This window comes from Leifsonia sp. Root227 (assembly GCF_001428745.1).
GTDB lineage: Bacteria > Actinomycetota > Actinomycetes > Actinomycetales > Microbacteriaceae > Leifsonia.
In genome coordinates, this window is sequence record NZ_LMIO01000003.1 from 646,475 (window position 1) to 666,688 (window position 20,214).

The 20,214-nt window shown below is 69.7% G+C and carries 19 protein-coding genes; 10 read left to right on the forward strand and 9 right to left on the reverse strand.

Annotation, left to right across the window (positions count from 1 at the left end; all coding sequences use genetic code 11):
• The first annotated feature begins 198 nt into the window (after positions 1-198).
• On the forward strand, positions 199-1,548 hold the full coding sequence (locus ASE16_RS13090; protein WP_055895573.1) for a PhoH family protein: 1,350 nt from the start codon (positions 199-201) through the stop codon (positions 1,546-1,548).
• A 153-nt stretch (positions 1,549-1,701) separates the two neighbouring features.
• The gene (locus ASE16_RS13095) at positions 1,702-2,226 is read left to right on the forward strand and encodes a prepilin peptidase (RefSeq protein WP_162255978.1); all 525 of its coding nucleotides are present in this window, start codon (positions 1,702-1,704) and stop codon (positions 2,224-2,226) included.
• 74 nt (positions 2,227-2,300) lie between these two features.
• Here the strand turns inward: ASE16_RS13095 and ASE16_RS13100 are convergent, their stop codons facing one another.
• The 5 genes from ASE16_RS13100 to xseA are packed head-to-tail and all read right to left on the reverse strand — an operon-like array spanning position 2,301 to position 6,636.
• Positions 2,301-3,707: a class II fumarate hydratase gene (locus ASE16_RS13100; RefSeq protein WP_082581435.1), complete on the reverse strand. Its 1,407-nt coding sequence runs from the start codon at positions 3,705-3,707 to the stop codon at positions 2,301-2,303.
• Between the two features lie 54 nt (positions 3,708-3,761).
• On the reverse strand, positions 3,762-4,415 hold the full coding sequence (locus ASE16_RS13105; RefSeq protein ID WP_055895577.1) for a carbonic anhydrase: 654 nt from the start codon (positions 4,413-4,415) through the stop codon (positions 3,762-3,764).
• Positions 4,415-5,071: a DUF4245 domain-containing protein gene (locus tag ASE16_RS13110; RefSeq protein ID WP_055895580.1), complete on the reverse strand. Its 657-nt coding sequence runs from the start codon at positions 5,069-5,071 to the stop codon at positions 4,415-4,417. Before ASE16_RS13110 ends, ASE16_RS13105 begins: the two co-directional genes overlap by 1 nt.
• Positions 5,068-5,355 carry an exodeoxyribonuclease VII small subunit gene (locus tag ASE16_RS13115; RefSeq protein ID WP_321164256.1) on the reverse strand — a complete coding sequence of 96 codons (288 nt, stop codon included), beginning with the start codon at positions 5,353-5,355 and terminating at the stop codon, positions 5,068-5,070. The genes ASE16_RS13110 and ASE16_RS13115 overlap by 4 nt, the downstream gene beginning before the upstream one ends.
• An 18-nt stretch (positions 5,356-5,373) precedes the next feature.
• Positions 5,374-6,636 carry an exodeoxyribonuclease VII large subunit gene (gene xseA / locus ASE16_RS13120; RefSeq protein WP_055896513.1) on the reverse strand — a complete coding sequence of 421 codons (1,263 nt, stop codon included), beginning with the start codon at positions 6,634-6,636 and terminating at the stop codon, positions 5,374-5,376.
• Positions 6,637-6,735: 99 nt separating this feature from the next.
• Here xseA and ASE16_RS13125 point away from each other — a divergent pair, with 99 nt between their 5' ends.
• On the forward strand, positions 6,736-7,764 hold the full coding sequence (locus ASE16_RS13125) for a 4-hydroxy-3-methylbut-2-enyl diphosphate reductase (RefSeq protein WP_055896518.1): 1,029 nt from the start codon (positions 6,736-6,738) through the stop codon (positions 7,762-7,764).
• Between the two features lie 3 nt (positions 7,765-7,767).
• Here ASE16_RS13125 and ASE16_RS13130 read toward each other — a convergent pair whose 3' ends face one another.
• Entirely contained in the window at positions 7,768-8,139 is a 372-nt protein-coding gene (locus ASE16_RS13130) for a winged helix-turn-helix transcriptional regulator (protein WP_055895584.1), read from the reverse strand.
• A gap of 95 nt (positions 8,140-8,234) precedes the next feature.
• Between ASE16_RS13130 and ASE16_RS13135 the strand changes: the two genes are divergently transcribed.
• Entirely contained in the window at positions 8,235-9,104 is an 870-nt protein-coding gene (locus ASE16_RS13135; RefSeq protein WP_055895585.1) for an SDR family oxidoreductase, read from the forward strand.
• Between the two features lie 99 nt (positions 9,105-9,203).
• Here the strand turns inward: ASE16_RS13135 and ASE16_RS13140 are convergent, their stop codons facing one another.
• A complete protein-coding gene (locus ASE16_RS13140; RefSeq protein ID WP_055895587.1) occupies positions 9,204-9,896 on the reverse strand; it encodes a DUF6264 family protein in 693 nt (230 codons plus the stop codon).
• A gap of 63 nt (positions 9,897-9,959) precedes the next feature.
• The gene (gene fbaA / locus ASE16_RS13145; RefSeq protein WP_055895589.1) at positions 9,960-10,988 is read right to left on the reverse strand and encodes a class II fructose-bisphosphate aldolase; all 1,029 of its coding nucleotides are present in this window, start codon (positions 10,986-10,988) and stop codon (positions 9,960-9,962) included.
• A gap of 231 nt (positions 10,989-11,219) precedes the next feature.
• On the opposite strand from fbaA, the gene glpX reads away from it, so the two are divergent.
• Positions 11,220-12,221: a class II fructose-bisphosphatase gene (gene glpX, locus ASE16_RS13150; protein WP_055895591.1), complete on the forward strand. Its 1,002-nt coding sequence runs from the start codon at positions 11,220-11,222 to the stop codon at positions 12,219-12,221.
• Positions 12,222-12,321: 100 nt separating this feature from the next.
• Here glpX and rmuC read toward each other — a convergent pair whose 3' ends face one another.
• The gene (gene rmuC, locus ASE16_RS13155) at positions 12,322-13,698 is read right to left on the reverse strand and encodes a DNA recombination protein RmuC (RefSeq protein ID WP_055895593.1); all 1,377 of its coding nucleotides are present in this window, start codon (positions 13,696-13,698) and stop codon (positions 12,322-12,324) included.
• Between the two features lie 112 nt (positions 13,699-13,810).
• Here rmuC and iolC point away from each other — a divergent pair, with 112 nt between their 5' ends.
• The 5 genes from iolC (at position 13,811) to iolD (ending at position 20,183) form a co-directional block, all read left to right on the forward strand.
• The gene (gene iolC / locus ASE16_RS13160) at positions 13,811-14,803 is read left to right on the forward strand and encodes a 5-dehydro-2-deoxygluconokinase (RefSeq protein WP_055895596.1); all 993 of its coding nucleotides are present in this window, start codon (positions 13,811-13,813) and stop codon (positions 14,801-14,803) included.
• Positions 14,790-15,692 (forward strand): deoxyribose-phosphate aldolase, encoded by a 903-nt coding sequence (locus ASE16_RS13165; protein ID WP_235500487.1) that lies wholly within the window; start codon positions 14,790-14,792, stop codon positions 15,690-15,692. The genes iolC and ASE16_RS13165 overlap by 14 nt, the downstream gene beginning before the upstream one ends.
• Positions 15,693-15,787: 95 nt before the next feature.
• The gene (locus ASE16_RS13170; protein WP_055895599.1) at positions 15,788-17,293 is read left to right on the forward strand and encodes a CoA-acylating methylmalonate-semialdehyde dehydrogenase; all 1,506 of its coding nucleotides are present in this window, start codon (positions 15,788-15,790) and stop codon (positions 17,291-17,293) included.
• 8 nt (positions 17,294-17,301) lie between these two features.
• Positions 17,302-18,285, forward strand: a complete 984-nt coding sequence (iolB, locus tag ASE16_RS13175; protein WP_055895601.1) for a 5-deoxy-glucuronate isomerase — start codon at positions 17,302-17,304, stop codon at positions 18,283-18,285.
• A gap of 14 nt (positions 18,286-18,299) precedes the next feature.
• A complete protein-coding gene (iolD, locus tag ASE16_RS13180; protein WP_082581481.1) occupies positions 18,300-20,183 on the forward strand; it encodes a 3D-(3,5/4)-trihydroxycyclohexane-1,2-dione acylhydrolase (decyclizing) in 1,884 nt (627 codons plus the stop codon).
• Positions 20,184-20,214 lie beyond the last annotated feature (31 nt).

Below are 20,214 nucleotides of genomic sequence, written 5' to 3' on the forward strand. Positions count from 1 at the left end.
CGCACCCGAAGTGGGGCGAAAGTTCACCTGATGGAAACGCGACACGGCGGTGTGTCTTCCGAGCGTGTCGGAGGTGCGGCGTAGGTTCGGCTTATCGGGCACGGAGCCCGATCGAGACGGCCACGTAAGTTCGTTTCGACACCCACCGGCCGACTCGCCAAACAGATCCGCGAGCTCTCCAGAGCGAGCGGGGTGGGAGTGGTCGTGGCTGAATCAGGTACCCGACAGTTCGAGTCGACCGACAGCGGAACCAACCAGGCGGAGCGCACATACGTGCTCGACACCTCGGTCCTGCTGTCCGACCCCCAGGCGATCTTCCGGTTCGCCGAACACGCTGTCGTCATCCCCGTCGTCGTCGTGAGCGAACTGGAGGGCAAACGCAACGATCCAGAGATCGGCTACTTCGCGCGGCAAGCACTGCGCAATCTGGACGAACTGAGGATCAAGCACGAACGGCTCGACTTCCCCATCCCGGTCGGTGACGGCGGATCGCTGAGGGTGGAGCTCAACCACTCCAACATGTCCGTGCTGCCGAGCGGATTGCAGCTCGGGGACAACGACTCGCGCATCCTGGCGGTCGCCCTCAATCTCGCCAACGACGGGCTCGCCGTCACGGTCGTCTCCAAAGACCTGCCGCTGCGCGTCAAGGCGGCGTCGATCGGCCTGGCGGCCGAGGAGTACCGGCACGAACTCGCCGTCGACTCCGGCTGGACGGGGCTCGCGGAACTCTCCCTCGGCAGCGACGCGATGAGCGACCTGTACGAGAACGAGTGGATGCGCACAGAGCTGGTCGACGGGATGCCGGCCAACACGGGCCTCATCATCCACTCCGACCGCGGTTCGGCCCTCGGCCGCGTGGTCGGGGACGGCGAGTTCAAGCTCGTCCGCGGCGACAGGGATGTGTTCGGACTGCACGGTCGCTCGGCCGAGCAGCGTCTCGCCATCGACATGCTGCTCGACCCCGAGATCGGCATCCTCTCGCTCGGCGGTCGCGCCGGCACCGGCAAGTCGGCCCTCGCGCTCTGCGCCGGCCTGGAGGCGGTGCTCGAACGACAGCAGCACAAGAAGATCATGGTGTTCCGGCCGCTGTACGCGGTGGGCGGCCAGGAGCTCGGCTACCTGCCGGGCGACCAGGGCGAGAAGATGAACCCGTGGGGCCAGGCGATCTTCGACACCCTCGGGGCCCTTGTCTCGCAGAACGTGCTCGACGAGGTGCAGGACCGCGGCATCCTCGAAGTGCTGCCGCTCACGCACATCAGGGGCCGGTCGCTGCACGACGCGTTCGTGATCGTCGACGAGGCCCAGTCGCTGGAGCGCAACGTGCTGCTGACGGTGCTGAGCAGGGTCGGGCAGAACTCCCGGGTGGTGCTGACGCACGACGTCGCCCAGCGCGACAACCTCCGGGTCGGCCGCCACGACGGTGTCGCCTCGGTGATCGAGACGCTGAAGGGCCACCCGCTGTTCGGGCACATCACCCTCACCCGCTCCGAGCGCTCGGCGATCGCGGCGCTGGTGACGGAGATGCTGGAAGGGAACGAAGTGATGTGAACAACCGCATCCACGCCCCGGAATGTGGATAACGTCCTGGGGTGTTCGACGGGTTGTTAGCGTCGCGCTGTGGGGAAGCAGCGGCGAACGTTACAGAGGCCGACCGGGCGTGCACCGGTCGGCCTCTGCGCTGCCTGGTGGGTGGTGGCTGTCGTGGTGGTTGCGCTTGCGGCGTGTGCGCTGGCGGCGGTGGAAGGTTCGGCAGCGGCCGCTTCGCGGTGGGTGGGCACGGCGTATCTGGCAGCCGTGGCGCTGCCGCTGTGCGAGGCCGACCTGCGCGAACGACGGCTGCCGAACGCACTGGTGCTCCCCGGCTACGCGTTCGCGGCGGTGGGAGCGGTCTCGGGCGCGCTGGCGCGCGGGGGCGTCGGCTCGCTCGTCGGGTCGCTGACCATGACAGCTGTCGTGCTCGCGGTCCTGCTCTGCGCGGCGGCCGGGGGAGCGCTCGGGATGGGCGACGTCAAGCTCGCGGGTCTCGTCGCGCTCGTGCTTGCCGAGCTGGCAGCGGACACCGACGTGGATGCGGTGGTCGCCATCCCGGGTTGGCTCGCCGTCGCGTTCGGCGCGGCGGGCATCGCTGCGGCAGGCAGGATCCTGCGCGGCGCTCCCACCGCGGAGGGGGTGCCGCTCGGACCGTACCTGCTCTGCGCGTTCTGGGCGGTCGGAGCGATGCTGTGAACACTCAACGCCGAAGGGCGCCCTCCCGGAGGAGAGCGCCCTTCGTGTCGATGGTCGGTGTGACGCGATCCGGGTCAGCCCGGGTGGGTCATGCTGAGGACGTCGAGCGCCTTGTCGAGCTGCTCGAGGGTGACCTCGCCGCGGTCGACGAAGCCGAGGTCGATGACGGCCTCGCGCACGGTCATGCCCTGGGCGACGGAGTGCTTGGCGACCTTGGCTGCGGCCTCGTAGCCGATCGCGCGGTTGAGTGGCGTCACGATCGACGGGCTCGACTCCGCGTATGCGCGGGCGCGCTCGACGTTGGCCTCCAGGCCGGCGATGGTCTTGTCGGCGAGGACGCGCGAGCCCTGGGTGAGCAGGCGGATCGACTCCAGCAGGGCGGTGCCCATGACGGGGATCGCCACGTTCAGCTCGAACAGGCCGGACGCGCCGCTCCAGGCGATCGTCGCGTCGTTGCCGATCACGCGGGAGGCGACCATCAGCACGGCCTCCGGGATGACCGGGTTGACCTTGCCAGGCATGATCGACGAGCCGGGCTGCAGATCCGGGATGTGCAGCTCGCCCAGGCCCGTGTTGGGGCCGGAGCCCATCCAGCGCAGGTCGTTGCAGATTTTGGTGAGGCTGACCGCGATGGTGCGGAGGGCGCCGGACGCCTCGACCAGCGCATCCCGGTTGGCCTGCGCCTCGAAGTGATTCCGGGCCTCGGTGATCGGCAGCTCGGTCTCCTGCGTGAGCAACTCGATGACGAGCTGCGGGAAGCCGAGCGGCGTGTTGATGCCGGTGCCGACGGCCGTGCCGCCGAGCGGGACCTCCGCAACACGGTGCAGGGACGCCTGCACGCGCTCGATGCCGAGACGGATCTGCGCGGCGTATCCGCCGAACTCCTGGCCGAGGGTGACGGGCGTCGCATCCATCAGGTGGGTGCGGCCGCTCTTGACGACGGTGGCCCACAGCTCCGCCTTCTCCTCGAGCGACACCGCGAGGTGGTCGAGCGCGGGGATGAGGTCGTCGATGAGCGCGCCCGTCACAGCGATGTGCACGGAGGTCGGGAACACGTCGTTGGACGACTGCGAGGCGTTCACGTGGTCGTTCGGGTGCACGGGCTGACCGAGGGTGCGGGACGCCAGTGTCGCGAGCACCTCGTTCATGTTCATGTTCGACGACGTGCCGGAGCCCGTCTGGTACACGTCGATCGGGAACTCGCCGTCGTGCGCACCGCTGACGACCTCGTCGGCCGCGGCCGCGATGGCGTCGGCGATCGACTGGTCGAGCACGCCGAGCTGGGCGTTGGCGAGAGCTGCCGACTTCTTGATGCGGGCCAGCGCGGCGATCTGCGTCGGCTCGAGCACCGATCCGGAGATCGGGAAGTTCTCGACGGCGCGCTGCGTCTGCGCGCCGTAGAGCGCGGCCGCTGGAACGCGGACCTCGCCCATCGTGTCGTGTTCGATGCGGTAGTCGGCGTCCGCCTGGGTGTCCACCACGGTGTGTTTTCCTTTCTGGTGCGGGGCCGGCGGATTCGCCGGTCTTCCCGCGATTCAGTCGGTGACCGGGTCGGCCAGTCCGACGACGACGTCGGGGACGACCCGACCTTCCTGAAGCCGGTAGTTGGCACCAACGATAGCCAACGAACCGTCCGCGACGGCGGCGCTGATCATCTCGGAGCCTTCGAGCAGCTCGGCCACGGTGTGCCGCAGGTGCTCCCGGCCGACCGCGAGCGCATCCACCGTCGCCGGATCGACCGGCTGGCCGGCTGGAACGCCGGCGATGGCGTGCACGGCGGGGACGATCGGCGCGATGAGGTGCGCGATGTGCGGAGGCAGCGGGGTCGCATCCTGCGCCTGGGAGTCGATGGCGGCACGCACGGCGCCGCACTCGTCGTGCCCGAGCACCAGGATCAGCGGAACCTCCAGCACGCCGACCGCGTACTCCAGGGAGCCGAGCACGGAGTCGGAGATGACCTGTCCGGCGTTGCGGACCACGAAGGCGTCGCCCAGCCCGAGGTCGAAGATGATCTCGGCGGCGAGCCGGGAGTCCGCGCATCCGAAGATCGCGGCCAGCGGCGCTTGCCCGGTGGCGATGGTCTCCCGGCGCTCGACATCCTGGCGGGGATGCTCAGGCTCCCCGGAGACGAACCGCTCGTTTCCACGCAGCATGGCGTCCCAGACGCGGGACGGCCTCGGTTTACCCATCACGAACCTCCGAGTTGGCGAATCTGGTCGGCGAGGGAACCTGCGACGGTGCCGAACTCGGCGTCGCTGGCCGTGCCGAAGACGATGATCGTGCTCTTGCCCGCCGAGCTGACGAGCGCGTACTCCACGTTGCCGTTGTCGTCGCTGGACGTGCGGTTGTCGTAGACGTCCCAGCGCACGCCGTCGATGGTGCGGGTGCCCTTGATCATGGACTTGTTGACCTGCTGGGCCGTCCAGGTGTCGTTCGCGTCGAAGCCCTGGGTGATGCCGACGTACTGGGCCTTCGGGGTGATCAGCCCGACGTACCAGGAGTCGACGCCGTCCGGCGTCTTGGTGCGCAGCTCGGCGTTGTTGGACTTCCAGTCCGACGGCAGCTCCGGCACGAGGAGCCGGTTCGGCTCCGACCCCTGCGCCTGCGCGGCGATGGATGCGTAGTCCACGGGCGGCGCCGACGATGTCGGGTTGCCGCGGGGCACGAACAGCACGATCACGGCCACGAGCGCGACGCAGGCGATCAGCGAGTACACGAGGTTGTTGACGGTCTGCCTGTTGCGGTGATTGGCCGAGTTCACGGCCTTGCGCGCTGCGGTCTCCTCCGGCGTCTCCGGGCGTCCGAGTTCGGCGACCACCGCCGGCGGCTTGGTGCGATTGCTCATTCGGCGTCCGTCGATCCGGTTCCCGCGCCGACGCCTGCCGAAGCACCCGCACCGGCGCGCGCCGCATCCAGCCGGGCCTTCGCCCCGATCAGCCACTCCTCGCAGTGCCGGGCGAGCGCTTCGCCGCGCTCCCACAGTGCGATGGAGTCCTCCAGCGTCGACGAGCCCTGCTCCAGCTGACCGACGACGCGGATCAGCTCGTCGCGCGCCTCCTCGTAGCTGAGGGAGGCGAGCGGATCGCTGCCGAGGGCGTCGTCGCTGGAAGTCGACTCGGTGGGGGGCATGGCATCCATTCTATTTGTCTAGCTGAGTGCTGTCTTCGTGGCGGCGGACTCTGTGTGCCCGGCCGGCGACGGGATGTGGTCTCCCGCGATCGCGGCGACGGCGCCGCCGGAGACGGTGAGGCGCAGGTCGGTGCCGGGTGGCATCTCGTCCGGGGAGGTCACGACGTGACCGGTCGCGAGCTGCACGATCGCGTAGCCGCGGTCGAGCGTGCCCTGCGGCGACAGCGCGCGCAGCTGGCCGCGGAGCTCGGCGACCCTCCTGGCCTCCCTGTCGACGCTGCGCTCGATCAGCTCGGCGCCGCGGGCGACGAAGCGGGTGAGCTCCTCCGCGCGGGAGTCGACGATCCAGCTCGACGATGCGAGGGACGGGCGGGTGCGGAGGTGACCGATGCGGTCGATCTCTGCGGCGATCATGTGCGTCACGCGCATCCCGATGCGGGCGCGCGCCTGCTGGACCCTGGCGAGCTCTTCCGCGACGTCGGGGACGACGCGCTTGGCCGCATCCGTCGGTGTGGATGCGCGCAGGTCGGCGACGTCGTCGAGCAGCGGCCGGTCCGCCTCGTGCCCGATGGCACTGACGATCGGGGTCGCGGCGGTCGCGGCGGCCCGCACGAGCACTTCGTCGCTGAAGCCGAGCAGGTTCTGGAAATCGCCGCCTCCGCGGGCGACGATGATGACCTCGACCTCCGGGTCGGCGTCGAGCTTCCGGATGGCGGCGGTCACCTCTGCGACCGTCCTGTCGCCCTGGACGGCGGCGTACACCGTGCGGAAACGCACCTGCGGCCAGCGCAGCTGAGCGTTGCGGAGCACGTCCTTCTCCGCGTCGGAGTCCTTGCCGGTGACGAGCCCGATGGTGTGCGGGAGGAACGGGAGGCGCTTCTTGCGCTCCGGCGCGAACAGGCCCTCGGCGGTGAGCTGCTGGCGCAGCCGTTCGAGGCGCTCCAGCAGGTCGCCGAGACCGACGTGGCGCATGTCGAACACCTGCATCGTGAGCGAGCCGCCTTTGACCCAGAAGTTGGGCTTGATCGCGGCGATCACGCGGTCGCCCTGCTTCAGGTCGGCAGGGATGCGCGCCTTGACGGAGGACCAGATCGTGAAGCTGACGGTCGCATCCTCGTTGAGGTCTTTGAGCTTGCCGTAGACGTTGCCGCCTGAGACGCCCCACTGGGTGATCTCGCCCTCGACCCAGGCGGTGCCGAGGCGTTCGATCCAGCCGCGGATCTTTCCGGCCAGCGTGGCGACCGGCCACGGAGCGTCCGCTGTCGGCGGGCCGACCTCCATCGACGGTGCGCGGGTCGTGTCCGTCACCGAGCCTCCCAACCAGTGTTCAGCGCACTCACCTAGGATCGAAGGGTGAGCGACGCAACCATCAGCCTTCCGATGCCGAGGATTCCCGGTGCGCGAGGCCGGCTACAGGATACCCCGGTCGTCGGACACAAGAGGGTCCTGCTGGCCGCACCGCGTGGATACTGCGCGGGTGTGGACAGGGCCGTCATCGCCGTCGAGAAGGCGCTCGAGCACTACGGTGCGCCCGTTTACGTGCGCAAGCAGATCGTGCACAACGTGCACGTCGTCTCCACGCTGGAGCGGCAGGGAGCGATCTTCGTCGATGAGGTCGGCGAGGTGCCGGAGGGCGCGCACGTCGTGTTCAGTGCCCACGGTGTTTCTCCCGCCGTCGTGCAGGCGGCGTCCGACAGAGGGCTTCGGGCCATCGACGCCACCTGCCCGCTCGTCACCAAGGTGCACCGCGAGGCCGTGCGCTTCGCCCGCGACGATTTCGAGATCCTGCTGATCGGCCACAAGGGGCACGAAGAGGTCGAGGGAACAGCGGGCCACGCGCCCGACCGCGTCACCCTGGTCAACAGCCCGGACGACGTGGACACGATCACGGTGAAGGATCCGGACAAGGTCGTCTGGCTCTCGCAGACCACGCTGTCCGTCGACGAGACGATGGAGACGGTGCGCCGCCTCCGCGAGCGCTTCCCGAACCTGCAGGACCCGCCGAGCGACGACATCTGCTACGCCACCCAGAACCGCCAGGTCGCGATCAAGAAGGTCGCCGAGCAGGCGGACCTGGTGATCGTGGTCGGCTCGGCCAACTCGTCCAACTCCGTGCGCCTGGTCGAGGTCGCGCTGGAGTACGGCGCGAAGGCCGCATACCGGGTCGACTACGCCAGCGAGGTCAAGCAGGAGTGGCTCGACGGCGTGGCGACGGTCGGCGTGACGAGCGGCGCATCCGTGCCGGAGGTGCTGGTGCAGGAAGTGCTGGACGACCTCCGCGGCGCAGGCTACGGCGACGTGCAGGAAGTCAAGACGGCCGAAGAGGACCTCATGTTCTCGCTCCCCAAGGAGCTCCGCAAAGACCTCGCGGGCAACCAGGACGCCCGCGCCCTCGGCGGCCGTCGCTGACTCTCAGTCCGGCGCGACGATGGCGTCGGCGTTGGCGGCGATCCAGGACATCAGGGGCAGGAGATGCTGGGTGAGGTCGCGGCCGCGCTGCGTGAGGCTGTAGTCGACTCTGGGCGGGATGGTCGGCTGGGCCGTGCGGAGGACGAAGCCGTCGTGCTCCAAGGTGCGGAGGGTCTGCGCGAGCATCTTCTCGCTGATGCCCTGCACGGTGCGGCGCAGTTCGCCCCAGCGGTGGTCGCTCTGGGAGAGCGCCACGAGCACGAGCACGCCCCAGGTGCTGGTGACGTGGTTGAGGACGACACGGGTCGGGCAGGCCGAGGGGAGCACGCCATCGGTGAAGCCGAAGCCGTTCAACGTCTGATTACTGGTCTCCACGTCAGTAACTTACCAAAAAGTGGGTACCTTCGATTGGGAAGTATCGGCGGGGGGTCTCTGTTGGCCTCGATGACCGACCGAAAGGAACCATCACTATGACCATCGTCGTCACCGGAGCAACCGGCAACCTCGGACGCCTCGTCGTCGAATCCCTCATCGCCCGCGGAGTTCCCGCCACCGACATCCGCGCGCTCGGCCGCTCGGCGGAGAAGCTCGCGCCCCTCGCGGCGCTCGGCGTGCAGACCGCGGCCATCGACTTCGAGAAGCCGGACACACTGGTGCCCGCGTTCGCCGGGGCGGATGCGCTCCTGCTCGTCTCCGGCAGCGAGGTCGGCAAGCGCGTGCAGCAGCACGCCAACGCGATCGACGCGGCCGTCGCCGCCGGGGTCGGCCGGATCGTCTACACCAGCGCGCCGCACGCCGACGACACCGCGCTCGTCCTCGCTCCGGAGCACACCGCAACCGAGAGGCTGCTCGCGGAGTCCGGTCTGCCGGTGACGATCCTCCGCAACAACTGGTACACCGAGAACTACGTCGGCCAGGTCGACACCGCCGCGGCGACGGGCGAGATCGTGTCGAGCGCCGCGGATGGCCGGGTCGCGAGCGCATCGCGCGCCGACTACGCGGACGCCGCAGCCGTGGTCCTCAGCACTCCCGGCCACGACGGAGCGGTCTACGAGCTCTCCGGCGATGTCGCCTGGACGTTCGCCGACCTCGCCGAGACGGTCTCGGATATCCTGGGCCAGCCCGTCGCATACCGGTCGGTGAGCCCGGAGGAGCACGTGAGTATCCTGACCGGTGCCGGGCTGGACGACGGCACTGCAGGGTTCGTCGTGGCGCTCGACGGCAACATCCGCGACGGCGCGCTCGCCGACGCGACGCCGACGCTCAGCGAGCTGATCGGACGGCCGACCACGCCGCTCGCGGCCGGCCTGCGCGAGGCGCGCAGCGAGGCCGCTGCGTAACCGCATCCGGAGACGGAGCAGGAGCAGGAAACGCAGCAACGGCCCGGTGCGGGATGCGCCGGGCCGTTCGTCGTTCGTCGTGCGGACGGCCGGGACGTTCTACGGGGTGGGCGTGCTCGTCGGCGGAGGAGTGATCCCGCTGTAGAAGTCGATCAGCACGGGATCGGTGAGCAGCACCGCAGACATGAAGCCGAGTAGCGCGATCAGCGCGACGACGCCGGCGATGAGCGGGATGTAGAACGCCATCCTGCGCTTGACCAGCAGCCAGACGGACAGGGCGGTCGAGATCACCCAGAGCAGCCCGATGACGACAGCGCCGGCGATCAGCGTTCCTTGCACCGACGCCGCCGGCGTGTAGTCGCCGAGGTTCTGGTTGAGGTGCATCAGCTGCATCGCGGAGGGCAGCGAGAGCAGACCGCTGATCGAGTTGGTGGCGCCGAACAGGCCGAAGACGATCAGCACGACGGTGACGATCATGTTCCAGCGCGGTGCGTCGGAGCGCAGCTGCGTCGACGGGCTCTGCTGGTGCTGGCTGGCGAAGCCCGGACGGTCCGCGTACGGGGCGCGCGCATCCCGGTGGACGGGGATCGCGGCGCGCTGGGCGGCGTCGCGGTGCGCGGCGTCCTGCTGGGCCGCGTCCCCGTGTTCGCCGTAGCGGTCGGGCTCTGCTGTGGGATGCGAGGTGTCCAGTCGGTTCGCATCCGCCGGTGGATGCCACACCCATCCCTCCGGCGCGAGCTCGCCGTACTTCGGGCGGGGTCGCTGGTCGGGTTTCTGTTCCTCGTCGGCCATGGCGGCCAACCTCCCTGGATATGACGCGGCGGCCGGAGCGCGAGCCCCGACCGCCGCGATGTACTACTTGCCGGAGTGTCCGGCAGAGCCGAGCTGCTTGGTGGCCTCGATCACGCGGGCGGCCATCGCCGTCTCCGCGACCTTGCCCCACGCGCGCGGGTCGTACAGCTTCTTGTTGCCGACCTCGCCGTCCACCTTGAGGACGCCGTCGTAGTTCTTGAACATGTAGTCGGCGATCGAGCGGGTGAACGCGTACTGCGTGTCCGTGTCGATGTTCATCTTGATGACGCCGTTGGCGACCGCTTCGGCGATCTCGGCGTCGGTGGAGCCGGAGCCGCCGTGGAACACCAGGTCGAGCGGCTTGGGGCCGTGACCGTACTTGGCGGCGAGGCCGTCCTGGATCGTCTTCAGCAGCTCGGGGCGCAGCTTGACGTTGCCCGGCTTGTACACGCCGTGCACGTTGCCGAAGGTGAGGGCGGCCATGTAGCGGCCGTTCTCGCCGAGGCCGAGCGCCTCGACGGCCTTCTCCACGTCCGCGAGGGTCGTGTAGAGCGCCTCGTTGGAGCCCTCGTGCTGCACGCCGTCCTCTTCGCCGCCGACGACGCCGATCTCGACCTCGAGGATGGCGTTGATGGCCTTGGTGCGCTTGATCATGTCCTGCGCGATCTCGAGGTTCTCCGCGAGCGGCACAGCAGAGCCGTCCCACATGTGGGACTGGAAGATCGGGTTGCGCCCAGCGCGGACTTCCTCTTCGGAGGCGGCGATGAGCGGCAGCACGAAGCTGTCGAGCGCGTCCTTGGGGCAGTGGTCGGTGTGCAGGGCGACCGTGATCGGGTAGTTCTTGGCGACCTCGGTGGCGAACTTCGCGAAGGCGATGGCGCCCGCCGCGCGGTTCTTGACGGTCTGACCGGCGAAGTAGTCTGCGCCGCCGGTGGTCACCTGGATGATGCCGTCGCTGCCGGCCTCCGTCAGGCCCTGGAGGACCGAGTTGATCGTCTGCGACGACGACACGTTGAACGCGGGGTACGCGAAACCACCGGCCTTCGCCTTGTCGAGCATTTCTGCATATTGGTCCGGCGTGGCGATGGGCATTGCAGCTCCTTGAAGTCGAAGTGTCGAACGGGTCTCATCATACCGAGCCGGTGGGAGCGCTCCTGCTGGCGGGGGAGGAGCCCCGCTCGGGGGCATAGATGCGCCGGCCGCGTACGCCAGGTGAACGTTCGTGCGCTTTCCGTCGTCGCGCGGCGGCGCGCGGATACACTGGCATCGCCGATACAGCAGCGTCGAAGACGACGACATCGAATCCGTCCGGGAGGACCCATCATGATCAGCACTGACACCGCATCCCTCTACCTGCATCCAGACAGGAACCTGGCCATGGAGCTCGTCAGAGCGACAGAGGCCGCGGCGATCCGGGCGACGCCGTTCATCGGCAGGGGCGACAAGAATGCGGCGGACGGCGCAGCCGTGGATGCGATGCGCAAGTTTCTCGGCACCGTCAACTTCGACGGGCTGATCATCATCGGCGAGGGCGAGAAGGACAACGCCCCGATGCTGTTCAACGGCGAGCACGTCGGCAACGGTCGCGGACCGGCGGTGGACATCGCCGTCGACCCGATCGACGGCACGTCGCTGACCGCCGCCGGCCGCCAGAACGCGCTGTCGGTGATCGCGGTGTCCGACCGAGGTTCGATGCTGGATGCGTCGAGCGTGTTCTACATGGACAAGATCGTCACGGGGCCGGAGGGCATCGGGGTCGTCGACCTCTCGCAGTCGATCGGGGACAACATCCGCGAGCTGGCGAAGGCGAAGGGCAAGCCGGTGGGCGAGGTCCGCGTCGCCGTCCTGGACCGGCCGCGTCACGAGGGACTGATCGACGAGATCCGCGCCGCGGGAGCGGGGACCAGGCTGATGCTCGACGGCGACGTCGCCGGCGGCATCAACGCCGCCCGCTACGAATCGCGCATCGACATGTGCGTCGGCATCGGCGGGAGCCCGGAGGGCATCACGACGGCGTGCGCGATCAAGGCGCTCGGCGGGTTCATGCAGGGCAAGCTGGCGCCGAAGGATGGCGCGGAGCGTGCCGGCGGCATCGCGGCCGGTCTCGACATGGACCGCATCTACGGTGCTGACGACCTGGTGCAGGGCGACAACACGTTCTTCGTCGCGACCGGCGTCACGGACGGCGGCCTGGTCGAGGGTGTGCGCCGCAAGGGCCCGATCATCCGCACAGAGAGCATCGTCCTGCGCAGCAAGTCCGGCACCATCCGCCGTGTGATCGCGGACCACCTCGCGGCCAAGTGGCTCGAGGCCGACCAGCTCTGAGCCGTTCCCACACCATCGAGCCCGGAGTTGTTCACGCCCGCGTCCGGCGCGTCGCCTGAACTCCGGACTCGATGGCTGGGGTCAGGTCAGGCGGCTGGGGTCAGGCGGAGCGGCGGTCGGGGAGGGCAGCGGCAGGGGCGGTGGTGGGCTCGTCGTCGAGCTCGGCGACGAGCTCGAACGCGGTGAGTTCTCGCGGCGCCTCGTCGATGCCTTCGAGGACGCCGATCATCTTGGACTCGTCGAGGGCGTTCAGCTTGCGGGCGGCCGGGAAGACCTGGCGCTCGAACGAGCCGACGAAGCCGTTGTAGTCCTTGACCGTGCGCTCCAGCGAGCGGCCGAGCTTCTCGATGTGGCCGGCGGTGGTGGACAGGCGTGTGTAGAGGGTGCGGCTCAGGTCGAAGAGCTGCTTCGCCTCCTGGGTGAGCACATCCTGCTGCCAGCTGAACGCCACCGTCTTCAGCACCGACCACAGCGTGACGGGCGAGGCGAGGGCGACCCGCTTGCTGAAGGCGAACTCCATGATCGACGGGTCCGCCTCCATCGCCGACGACACCAGCGACTCGCTCGGGATGAACGCGATCACCAGCTCGGGGGAGGAGTCGAGACCCGTCCAATACGCCTTGTTGCCGAGGGCCGTGATGTGGTCGCGCACCGCCTTGACGTGCTGCTTGAGCAGCGCATCCCGCTGGGCGCCGTCCGCTCCGGTGGCGGTGGCAGGGATCTGGCTCGCCTCGAGATAGGCGTTGAACGGCACCTTGGCGTCGAGCGCGATGCTCTTGCCGCCCGGCAGGTGCACGATCATGTCCGGACGCCCAGCGCCGGATTCCGACTGGATGCTCGACTGCACGCTGAAGTCGACGCGCTCGATCAGCCCGGCCGCCTCGACCACGCTGCGCAGCTGCGTCTCGCCCCACACGCCGCGCGTGCTGTTGGAGCGCAGCGCAGACGCCAGCGACTCCGCCGTGCTGCGCAGGCGCTCTTCCGACTCCGTGGCCGACTTGAGCTGCTGCGCGAGCTCGCCGTGCTGCTGGTTGCGCTGCGTCTCGAGCTCGGTGACCTTCTTCTGCATGTCGCTCAGGCTCTCGCGCACCGGGGCGAGCGCCTGCAGCACCTTGCTCTCCGCCCGCTCCCTCTGCTCCCTGGCCTCCCCTTCGACGCGGTGGCGCTCGACCAGCTCGCGGTACTGCAGCTGGTGCGAGATGACCTGCTCGCGGAGTGCATCCGCCGTGGCCTGCGTGGCGGCGAGGTCTTGCCGGATCTCGGCCTGCACAGCCGCCTCCGCCGCGCGGAGCTCCGCCAGCTCTGCCGCGTGGCGCGCCGCGACGACGGCCGGGTCCTCCACGGGAACGGCCGGGGAGGCCGATGCCGCCGACTCGGCGCGACGACGCAGGAGCGTGGCGACGGCGAAGCCGCCCGCCGCCGCTCCGAGCACGATTCCGGCGAGGAGTCCGAGGAGAAGGGAGAGGATGGGGTCCATGCTTCGAGTGTGACAGGGGCCTCCGACAGTGGGAGGTTGCGCGCAGGGCACGCCGCGAATAGGCTTTCCATGTCACTATGTCAGGACATACGCGAAAGGCGGCCACCGAGGGATGACCCAGATCACAGATCAGGCGGCGGGAGCATCAGAGGCGCCGTTCGACCTCATCGCCATCGGCAGGTCAGGCGTGGACCTCTACCCGCTGCAGGACGGCGTCGGCCTCGAAGAGGTCAGCACGTTCGGCAAGTACCTCGGCGGGAGCGCCACCAACGTCACCGTCGCCGCTGCCCGCCACGGCCGCCGTGCGGCCATCGTCACGCGCACGGGCGCCGACCCGCTCGGTCGATACGTGAGCGCCGAGATCGCGCGGCTCGGCGTCGACAACCGCTTCGTCTCCACGGTCCCCGGCCTCAACACCCCGATCACGCTGTGCGAGATCTTCCCTCCTGACGACTTCCCGCTCTACTTCTACCGCGAGCCCATCGCGCCCGACCTCGTGATCGAGCCGTCCGAGCTCGACCTCGCCGCGATCCGGGATGCGCGCATCTTCTGGGCGACCGTCACCGGCCTCTCGCAGGAGCCGAGCCGCACCGCGCACCACGCCGCCTGGGAGGCTCGGGGACGCCGCCCGCTGACGGTCCTCGACCTCGACTACCGCCCGATGTTCTGGAACTCGCCTGCTGAGGCCACCGCCGAGGTGACCCGTGCGCTCGAACACGTCACCGTCGCCGTCGGCAACCGCGAGGAGTGCGAGATCGCCGTCGGGGAGACCGACCCTCACCGCGCGGCGGATGCGCTGCTCGACCGCGGCCTGGAGCTCGCCGTCGTGAAGCAGGGCCCGCGCGGCGTGCTCGCCAAGACGAGGACAGAGACCGTCGAGGTCGAGCCGTTCCCCGTGCAGGTGGTCAACGGCCTCGGCGCAGGCGACGGCTTCGGCGGCGCCCTCTGCCACGGTCTGCTGGCAGGCTGGCCGCTCGAACAGGTGATCCGCTTCGCCAACGTGGCCGGCGCCATCGTCGCCAGCCGCCGCGAGTGCTCGACCGCCATGCCGACGACCGCAGAGGTCGACGCGCTGCTGGATGGAGCATCCCGTGCAGCTCGCTGACGGCCCCATCTCAGCTGCCGACTTCGACAGGCTGCGCCGCATCCGCGCGGCGGAGCCTGAGCGGATCGCCGACGCCCTCGCCACTCGTCAGACGCGTGAACTGCTGACCGGGGACGACCGGCTCTTCATCGTCGCGGCCGACCATCCGGCGCGCGGCGCTCTCGGCGTCGGCTCCGACCCGCTCGCGATGGCAGACCGCTACGACCTGCTGCAGCGCCTCGCCGCGGCACTCGAACGACCGGGCGTGGATGGAGTGCTCGGCACCCCGGACATCATCGAGGACCTGGCCGTGCTCGGCCTCCTGGACGGCCGCATCGCCGTCGGCTCGATGAACCGCGGAGGGCTGCGCGGCGCCACCTTCGAGATGGACGACAGGTTCACCGCATACGACGTGGATGCGCTGGTCGCCGCCCGCCTCGACTTCGCCAAGCTCCTGGTCCGGATCAACCTCGCGGACGACGGCACCGCGGCCACCCTCGCAGCGTCGGCCGACGCGGTCACCGCCGCCGCCGCCGCCCGGCTGCCGATCATGATCGAGCCGTTCATGAGCGTGTGGAAGGACGAGCGGATCGTCAACGACCTGTCGACGGAGGCGGTGATCACCTCGGTGGCCGTCGCCTCCGGTCTCGGGGTGAGCTCGGCGTACAGCTGGCTGAAACTGCCGGTCGTCGACGACATGGCGGCGGTGATGGCGGCGACCACCCTGCCGACCCTGCTGCTCGGCGGCGATCCTGCACCAGGCGCCGCGCCGGGTGCGGTGTACGACGCCTGGGGGAGCGCCATCGGCCTGCCGGGCGTGAAGGGTCTCGTCGTCGGCCGCACCCTGCTCTACCCGGAGCACAACGACGTCGCGGCAGCGGTTGACCAGGCCGCATCCATCGTCCACTGACCAGGCCACCGACCCACACACCCACGCCTCCCACCCACGCTTCACCCCCACCGGCGTCACCCGCCCAGCACCGCCCGCGAAGGAGCATCAGTACCATGTCAGACACCGACCTCCCCGTCATCCCGCACTACATCGGCGGCCGTCGCACGCCCAGCACCAGCGGCAGGCTCGCTCCGGTCTACGACCCGGCCATCGGCACGGCCAGCGCGAACGTCGGCCTGGCGGACGAGGCGGAGGTCGCCGCGGCGATCGACTCGGCCGCCGCAGCGTTCCCCGCCTGGCGCGACACCTCGATCGCCAAGCGCCAGCAGGTGATGTTCGCGTTCAGGGAGCTGCTGAACGCCCGCAAGGGCGACCTGGCCGAGATCGTGACGAGCGAGCACGGCAAGGTCGTCTCCGACGCGCTCGGCGAGATCACCCGCGGACTCGAGGTGGTGGAGCTGGCCACCGGATTCCCGCACCTCATCAAGGGCGAGCACTCCGAGAACGTCTCGACCGGCGTCGACGTTTACTCGCTCAAGCAGCCGCTCGGTGTCGTCGGCATCGTGAGCCCGTTCAACTTCCCGGCGATGGTGCCGCTGTGGTTCCTCCCCGTCGCCATCGCGGCAGGCAACGCCGTGGTGCTGAAGCCCAGCGAGAAAGACCCGTCCGCCGCGGTCTGGCTCGCCGAGCTGTTCACGGAGGCCGGGCTGCCCGACGGCGTCTTCACCGTGCTCCAGGGCGACAAGGTCGCCGTCGACGGGCTGCTGGAACACCCGGAGGTGCAGGCCATCTCCTTCGTCGGCTCCACCCCGATCGCCCGCTACATCTACGAGACCGCAGCGAAGAACGGCAAGCGCGTCCAGGCGCTCGGCGGCGCCAAGAACCACATGCTGGTGCTCCCGGATGCGGACCTCGACCTGGTCGCGGACGCCGCGGTCAACGCCGGGTTCGGCTCGGCGGGCGAGCGCTGCATGGCGATCAGCGTCATCGTCGCCGTCGAGCCCGTCGCCGACGAGCTCATCGCCAAGGTGACGGAGCGCGTCGCCGGCCTGCGCATCGGCGACGGCCGCCGCAACTGCGACATGGGCCCGCTGATCACGCGCGAGCACCGCGACAAGGTCGCGTCGTACATCGACGTGGCCATCGCGGACGGCGCGGATGTGGTCATCGACGGCCGCGGCATCGAGGTCGACGGCGCTGCGGATGGCTTCTGGCTGGGACCGACGCTGATCGACCGGGTGAGCACCTCATCCAGGGTCTACACGGAGGAGATCTTCGGACCCGTGCTCTCCGTGGTGCGCGTGGCAACGTACGAGGAGGGCGTCGAGCTCATCAACTCGGGCGCGTTCGGCAACGGCACGGCGATCTTCACCAACGACGGGGGAGCGGCGCGCCGCTTCCAGAACGAGGTGCAGGTGGGCATGATCGGGATCAACGTCCCCATCCCCGTGCCGGTGGCGTACTACTCGTTCGGCGGCTGGAAGCAGTCCCTGTTCGGCGACGCGAAAGCGTACGGTGTCCACGGCTTCGAGTTCTTCACGCGCGAGAAGGCCGTCACCAGCCGGTGGCTCGACCCGAGCCACGGCGGCATCAACCTCGGATTCCCGCAGACCAAGTAGGAGCAGTCATGCGCAACGGCAGTGAGTGGGTATACGGCCCAGGCGACCTGGCGGAGGGCGGCTGGGAGTCTGTGGTGGACGCGCGCATCCCGGGCTGGCAGCACACCGGCCTGCGGGTCGCGGAGCTCGACGGCTCTGCCGACAGCGGCGCCACCGTGGCGCTCGCCGCCGGCGACGTCGAGCGGATGATCGTGCCGCTCGCCGGGTCGTTCACCGTCGAGTACGACGAGCAGGGCGCTGCGACCGCTTCGCAGGTCCTCGTCGGGCGCGCGTCCGTCTTCGACGGCCCGACCGACGTGCTCTACCTCGGCGCAGGGACGTCAGCGACCATCGGCGGGCACGGCCGAGTCGCTGTGACGGAAGCCGTGACTGCCGAGCGTCGCCCCGCCGCCTACCTGCCGGCCTCCGCGGTGCCCGTCGAGTTGCGCGGCGGCGGCCAGTCCAGCCGCCAGGTGCACAACTTCGGCGTGCCTGGTGCACTGGATGCGGTGAAGCTGATCGCCTGCGAGGTGATCACGCCCGCCGGCAACTGGTCATCGTACCCGCCGCACAAGCACGACGAGCACCGGCCGGGCGTCGAGTCCAGGCTGGAGGAGATCTACTACTTCGAGACGGCGGTGACGCGCGGAGCGGAGGCGCCGGCGGAAGCGGCGCCGTTCGCCGTGTTCGCCACGTACTCGTCTGACGAGCGTCCGATCGCCATCGACGCGCGGGTCGGCAGCGGCGACATCGCACTCGTGCCGCACGGCTACCACGGCCCGGCCGTCGCAGCGCCGGGCTATGACCTCTACTACCTCAACGTGATGGCCGGGCCGGACGCCGAGCGCTCCTGGCTCATCACCGACGACCCTGCCCACGGCTGGGTGCGTCGGACCTGGGACGCGGACGGGATGGATGCGCGGCTCCCGTACGCATCCACCGGCAGTGCCGCATCCACGGGCGCCCCCGCATCTACCGACACCACCGCATCCACCGAAGGAGCACCCCTGTGAGCGGCACCAAGCGCATGACCGTGAGCCAGGCTCTCGTCGAGTTCCTGGCCCACCAGTGGACCGTCGACGGCGACCACCGCGAGCGCACGATCGCCGGAACGTTCGGCATCTTCGGGCACGGCAACGTGGCAGGCATCGGGCAGGCGCTCAAGCAGTTCGCCGTGCAGGACCCCGCCATGATGCCGTACCACCAGGCCCGCAACGAGCAGGCGATGGTGCACGAGGCCGTCGGGTACGCGCGGCTGCGCCGCCGCCGCGGGACGTTCGCCTGCGCAGCGTCCGTCGGCCCCGGCGCGACCAACATGCTCACCGGAGCCGCCCTCGCCACCACCAACCGGCTGCCCGTGCTGTTGCTGCCGTCCGACACGTTCGCGACGCGGGTGGCCGACCCCGTGCTCCAGCAGCTCGAACTGCCGCACGACGCCTCGATGAGCGTCAACGACGCGTTCAAGCCGCTGTCGCGCTACTTCGACAGGATCACGCGACCCGAGCAGCTCTTCTCCGCCGCGCTCGGCGCGATGCGCGTGCTGACCGACCCCGTGGAGACCGGAGCGGTCACCATCGCGCTGCCGGAGGACGTGCAGGCGGAAGCCGTCGACGTGCCGCTGGAGTTCCTCGCCGACCGCGAGTGGCACGTGCGCCGTCCCGTGCCGGAGCGCGACGCGCTCGCCCGCGCGGTCAGGGCGATCGCCGCGGCAGAACGTCCGATCATCGTCGCGGGCGGCGGTGTGATCTACTCCGACGCCGTGGCAGAGCTGCGCGCGTTCGCGGAGGCCACCGGCATCCCGGTCGGCACCACCCAGGCGGGCGGCGGCTCTATCGAGTGGGACCACCCGCTGTCGCTCGGCAGCATCGGCTCAACGGGGACGACCGCCGCCAACCGGTTCGCCGCGCAGGCGGACCTGGTGATCGGGATCGGGACGCGCTACAGCGACTTCACCACCGCATCCCGCACGGCGTTCGCGCGCGACGGCGTGCGGTTCGTCAACGTCAACGTCGCATCCTTCGATGCGTACAAGCACGGCTCGACGCTGCCGGTGATCGCCGACGCCAGGGAGGCACTGATCGCCCTGCGGGAGGCGCTCGCGGGCTTCAGAACGCCGGCCGCCTACCGCGACGAGGTCGCGAGCGAGAAGCGCACGTGGGACGCCGCTGTGGACGCGAGCTTCGCCGATCGCGGGCTCGACCGTCCGTCGCAGTCGGAGATCATCGGCGCCGTGAACGCGGCGAGCGACCCACGGGATGTGGTGGTCTGCGCCGCCGGCTCGCTGCCGGGCGACCTGCACAAGCTGTGGCGGGTGCGCGACGACCTGGGCTACCACGTCGAATACGCCTTCTCCTGCATGGGCTACGAGATCGCCGGCGGGATGGGCGCCAAGCGCGGCGCCGACGACCGCGACGTGATCGTGATGGTCGGCGACGGCTCATACCTGATGATGCACACCGAGCTGGTGAGCGCGGTGGCGGAGGGCGTGAAGATCATCGTGGTGCTCATCCAGAACCACGGGTACGCCTCCATCGGGCACCTGAGCGACACAGTCGGATCGCAGCGCTACGGCACCAAGTACCGGTTCCGCGACGACGCGACCAACGCGTTCGACGACGGCCCAGCTCTGCCGGTGGATCTCGCGGCCAACGCGGCGAGCCTCGGCGTCGACGTGATCAGGGTCGAGCAGACCCCGAACGCGATCGCCGACCTCACGGCCGCCGTCGCGCGGGCCAAGGCGGCGACGGGACCCACCCTCATCCACATCAACAGCGACCCGCTGCTGTTCTCGCCGGACGGCGACGGCTGGTGGGACGTGCCGGTCGCGGAGACGTCGGAACTCGACAGCACCCGCGACGCCAGGGCCGCGTACGACGAGCAGAAGACGCGCCAGCGGCCGTACGTCGGCTGACGGCACCCAGCGCATTACGAGCATCCAGAGC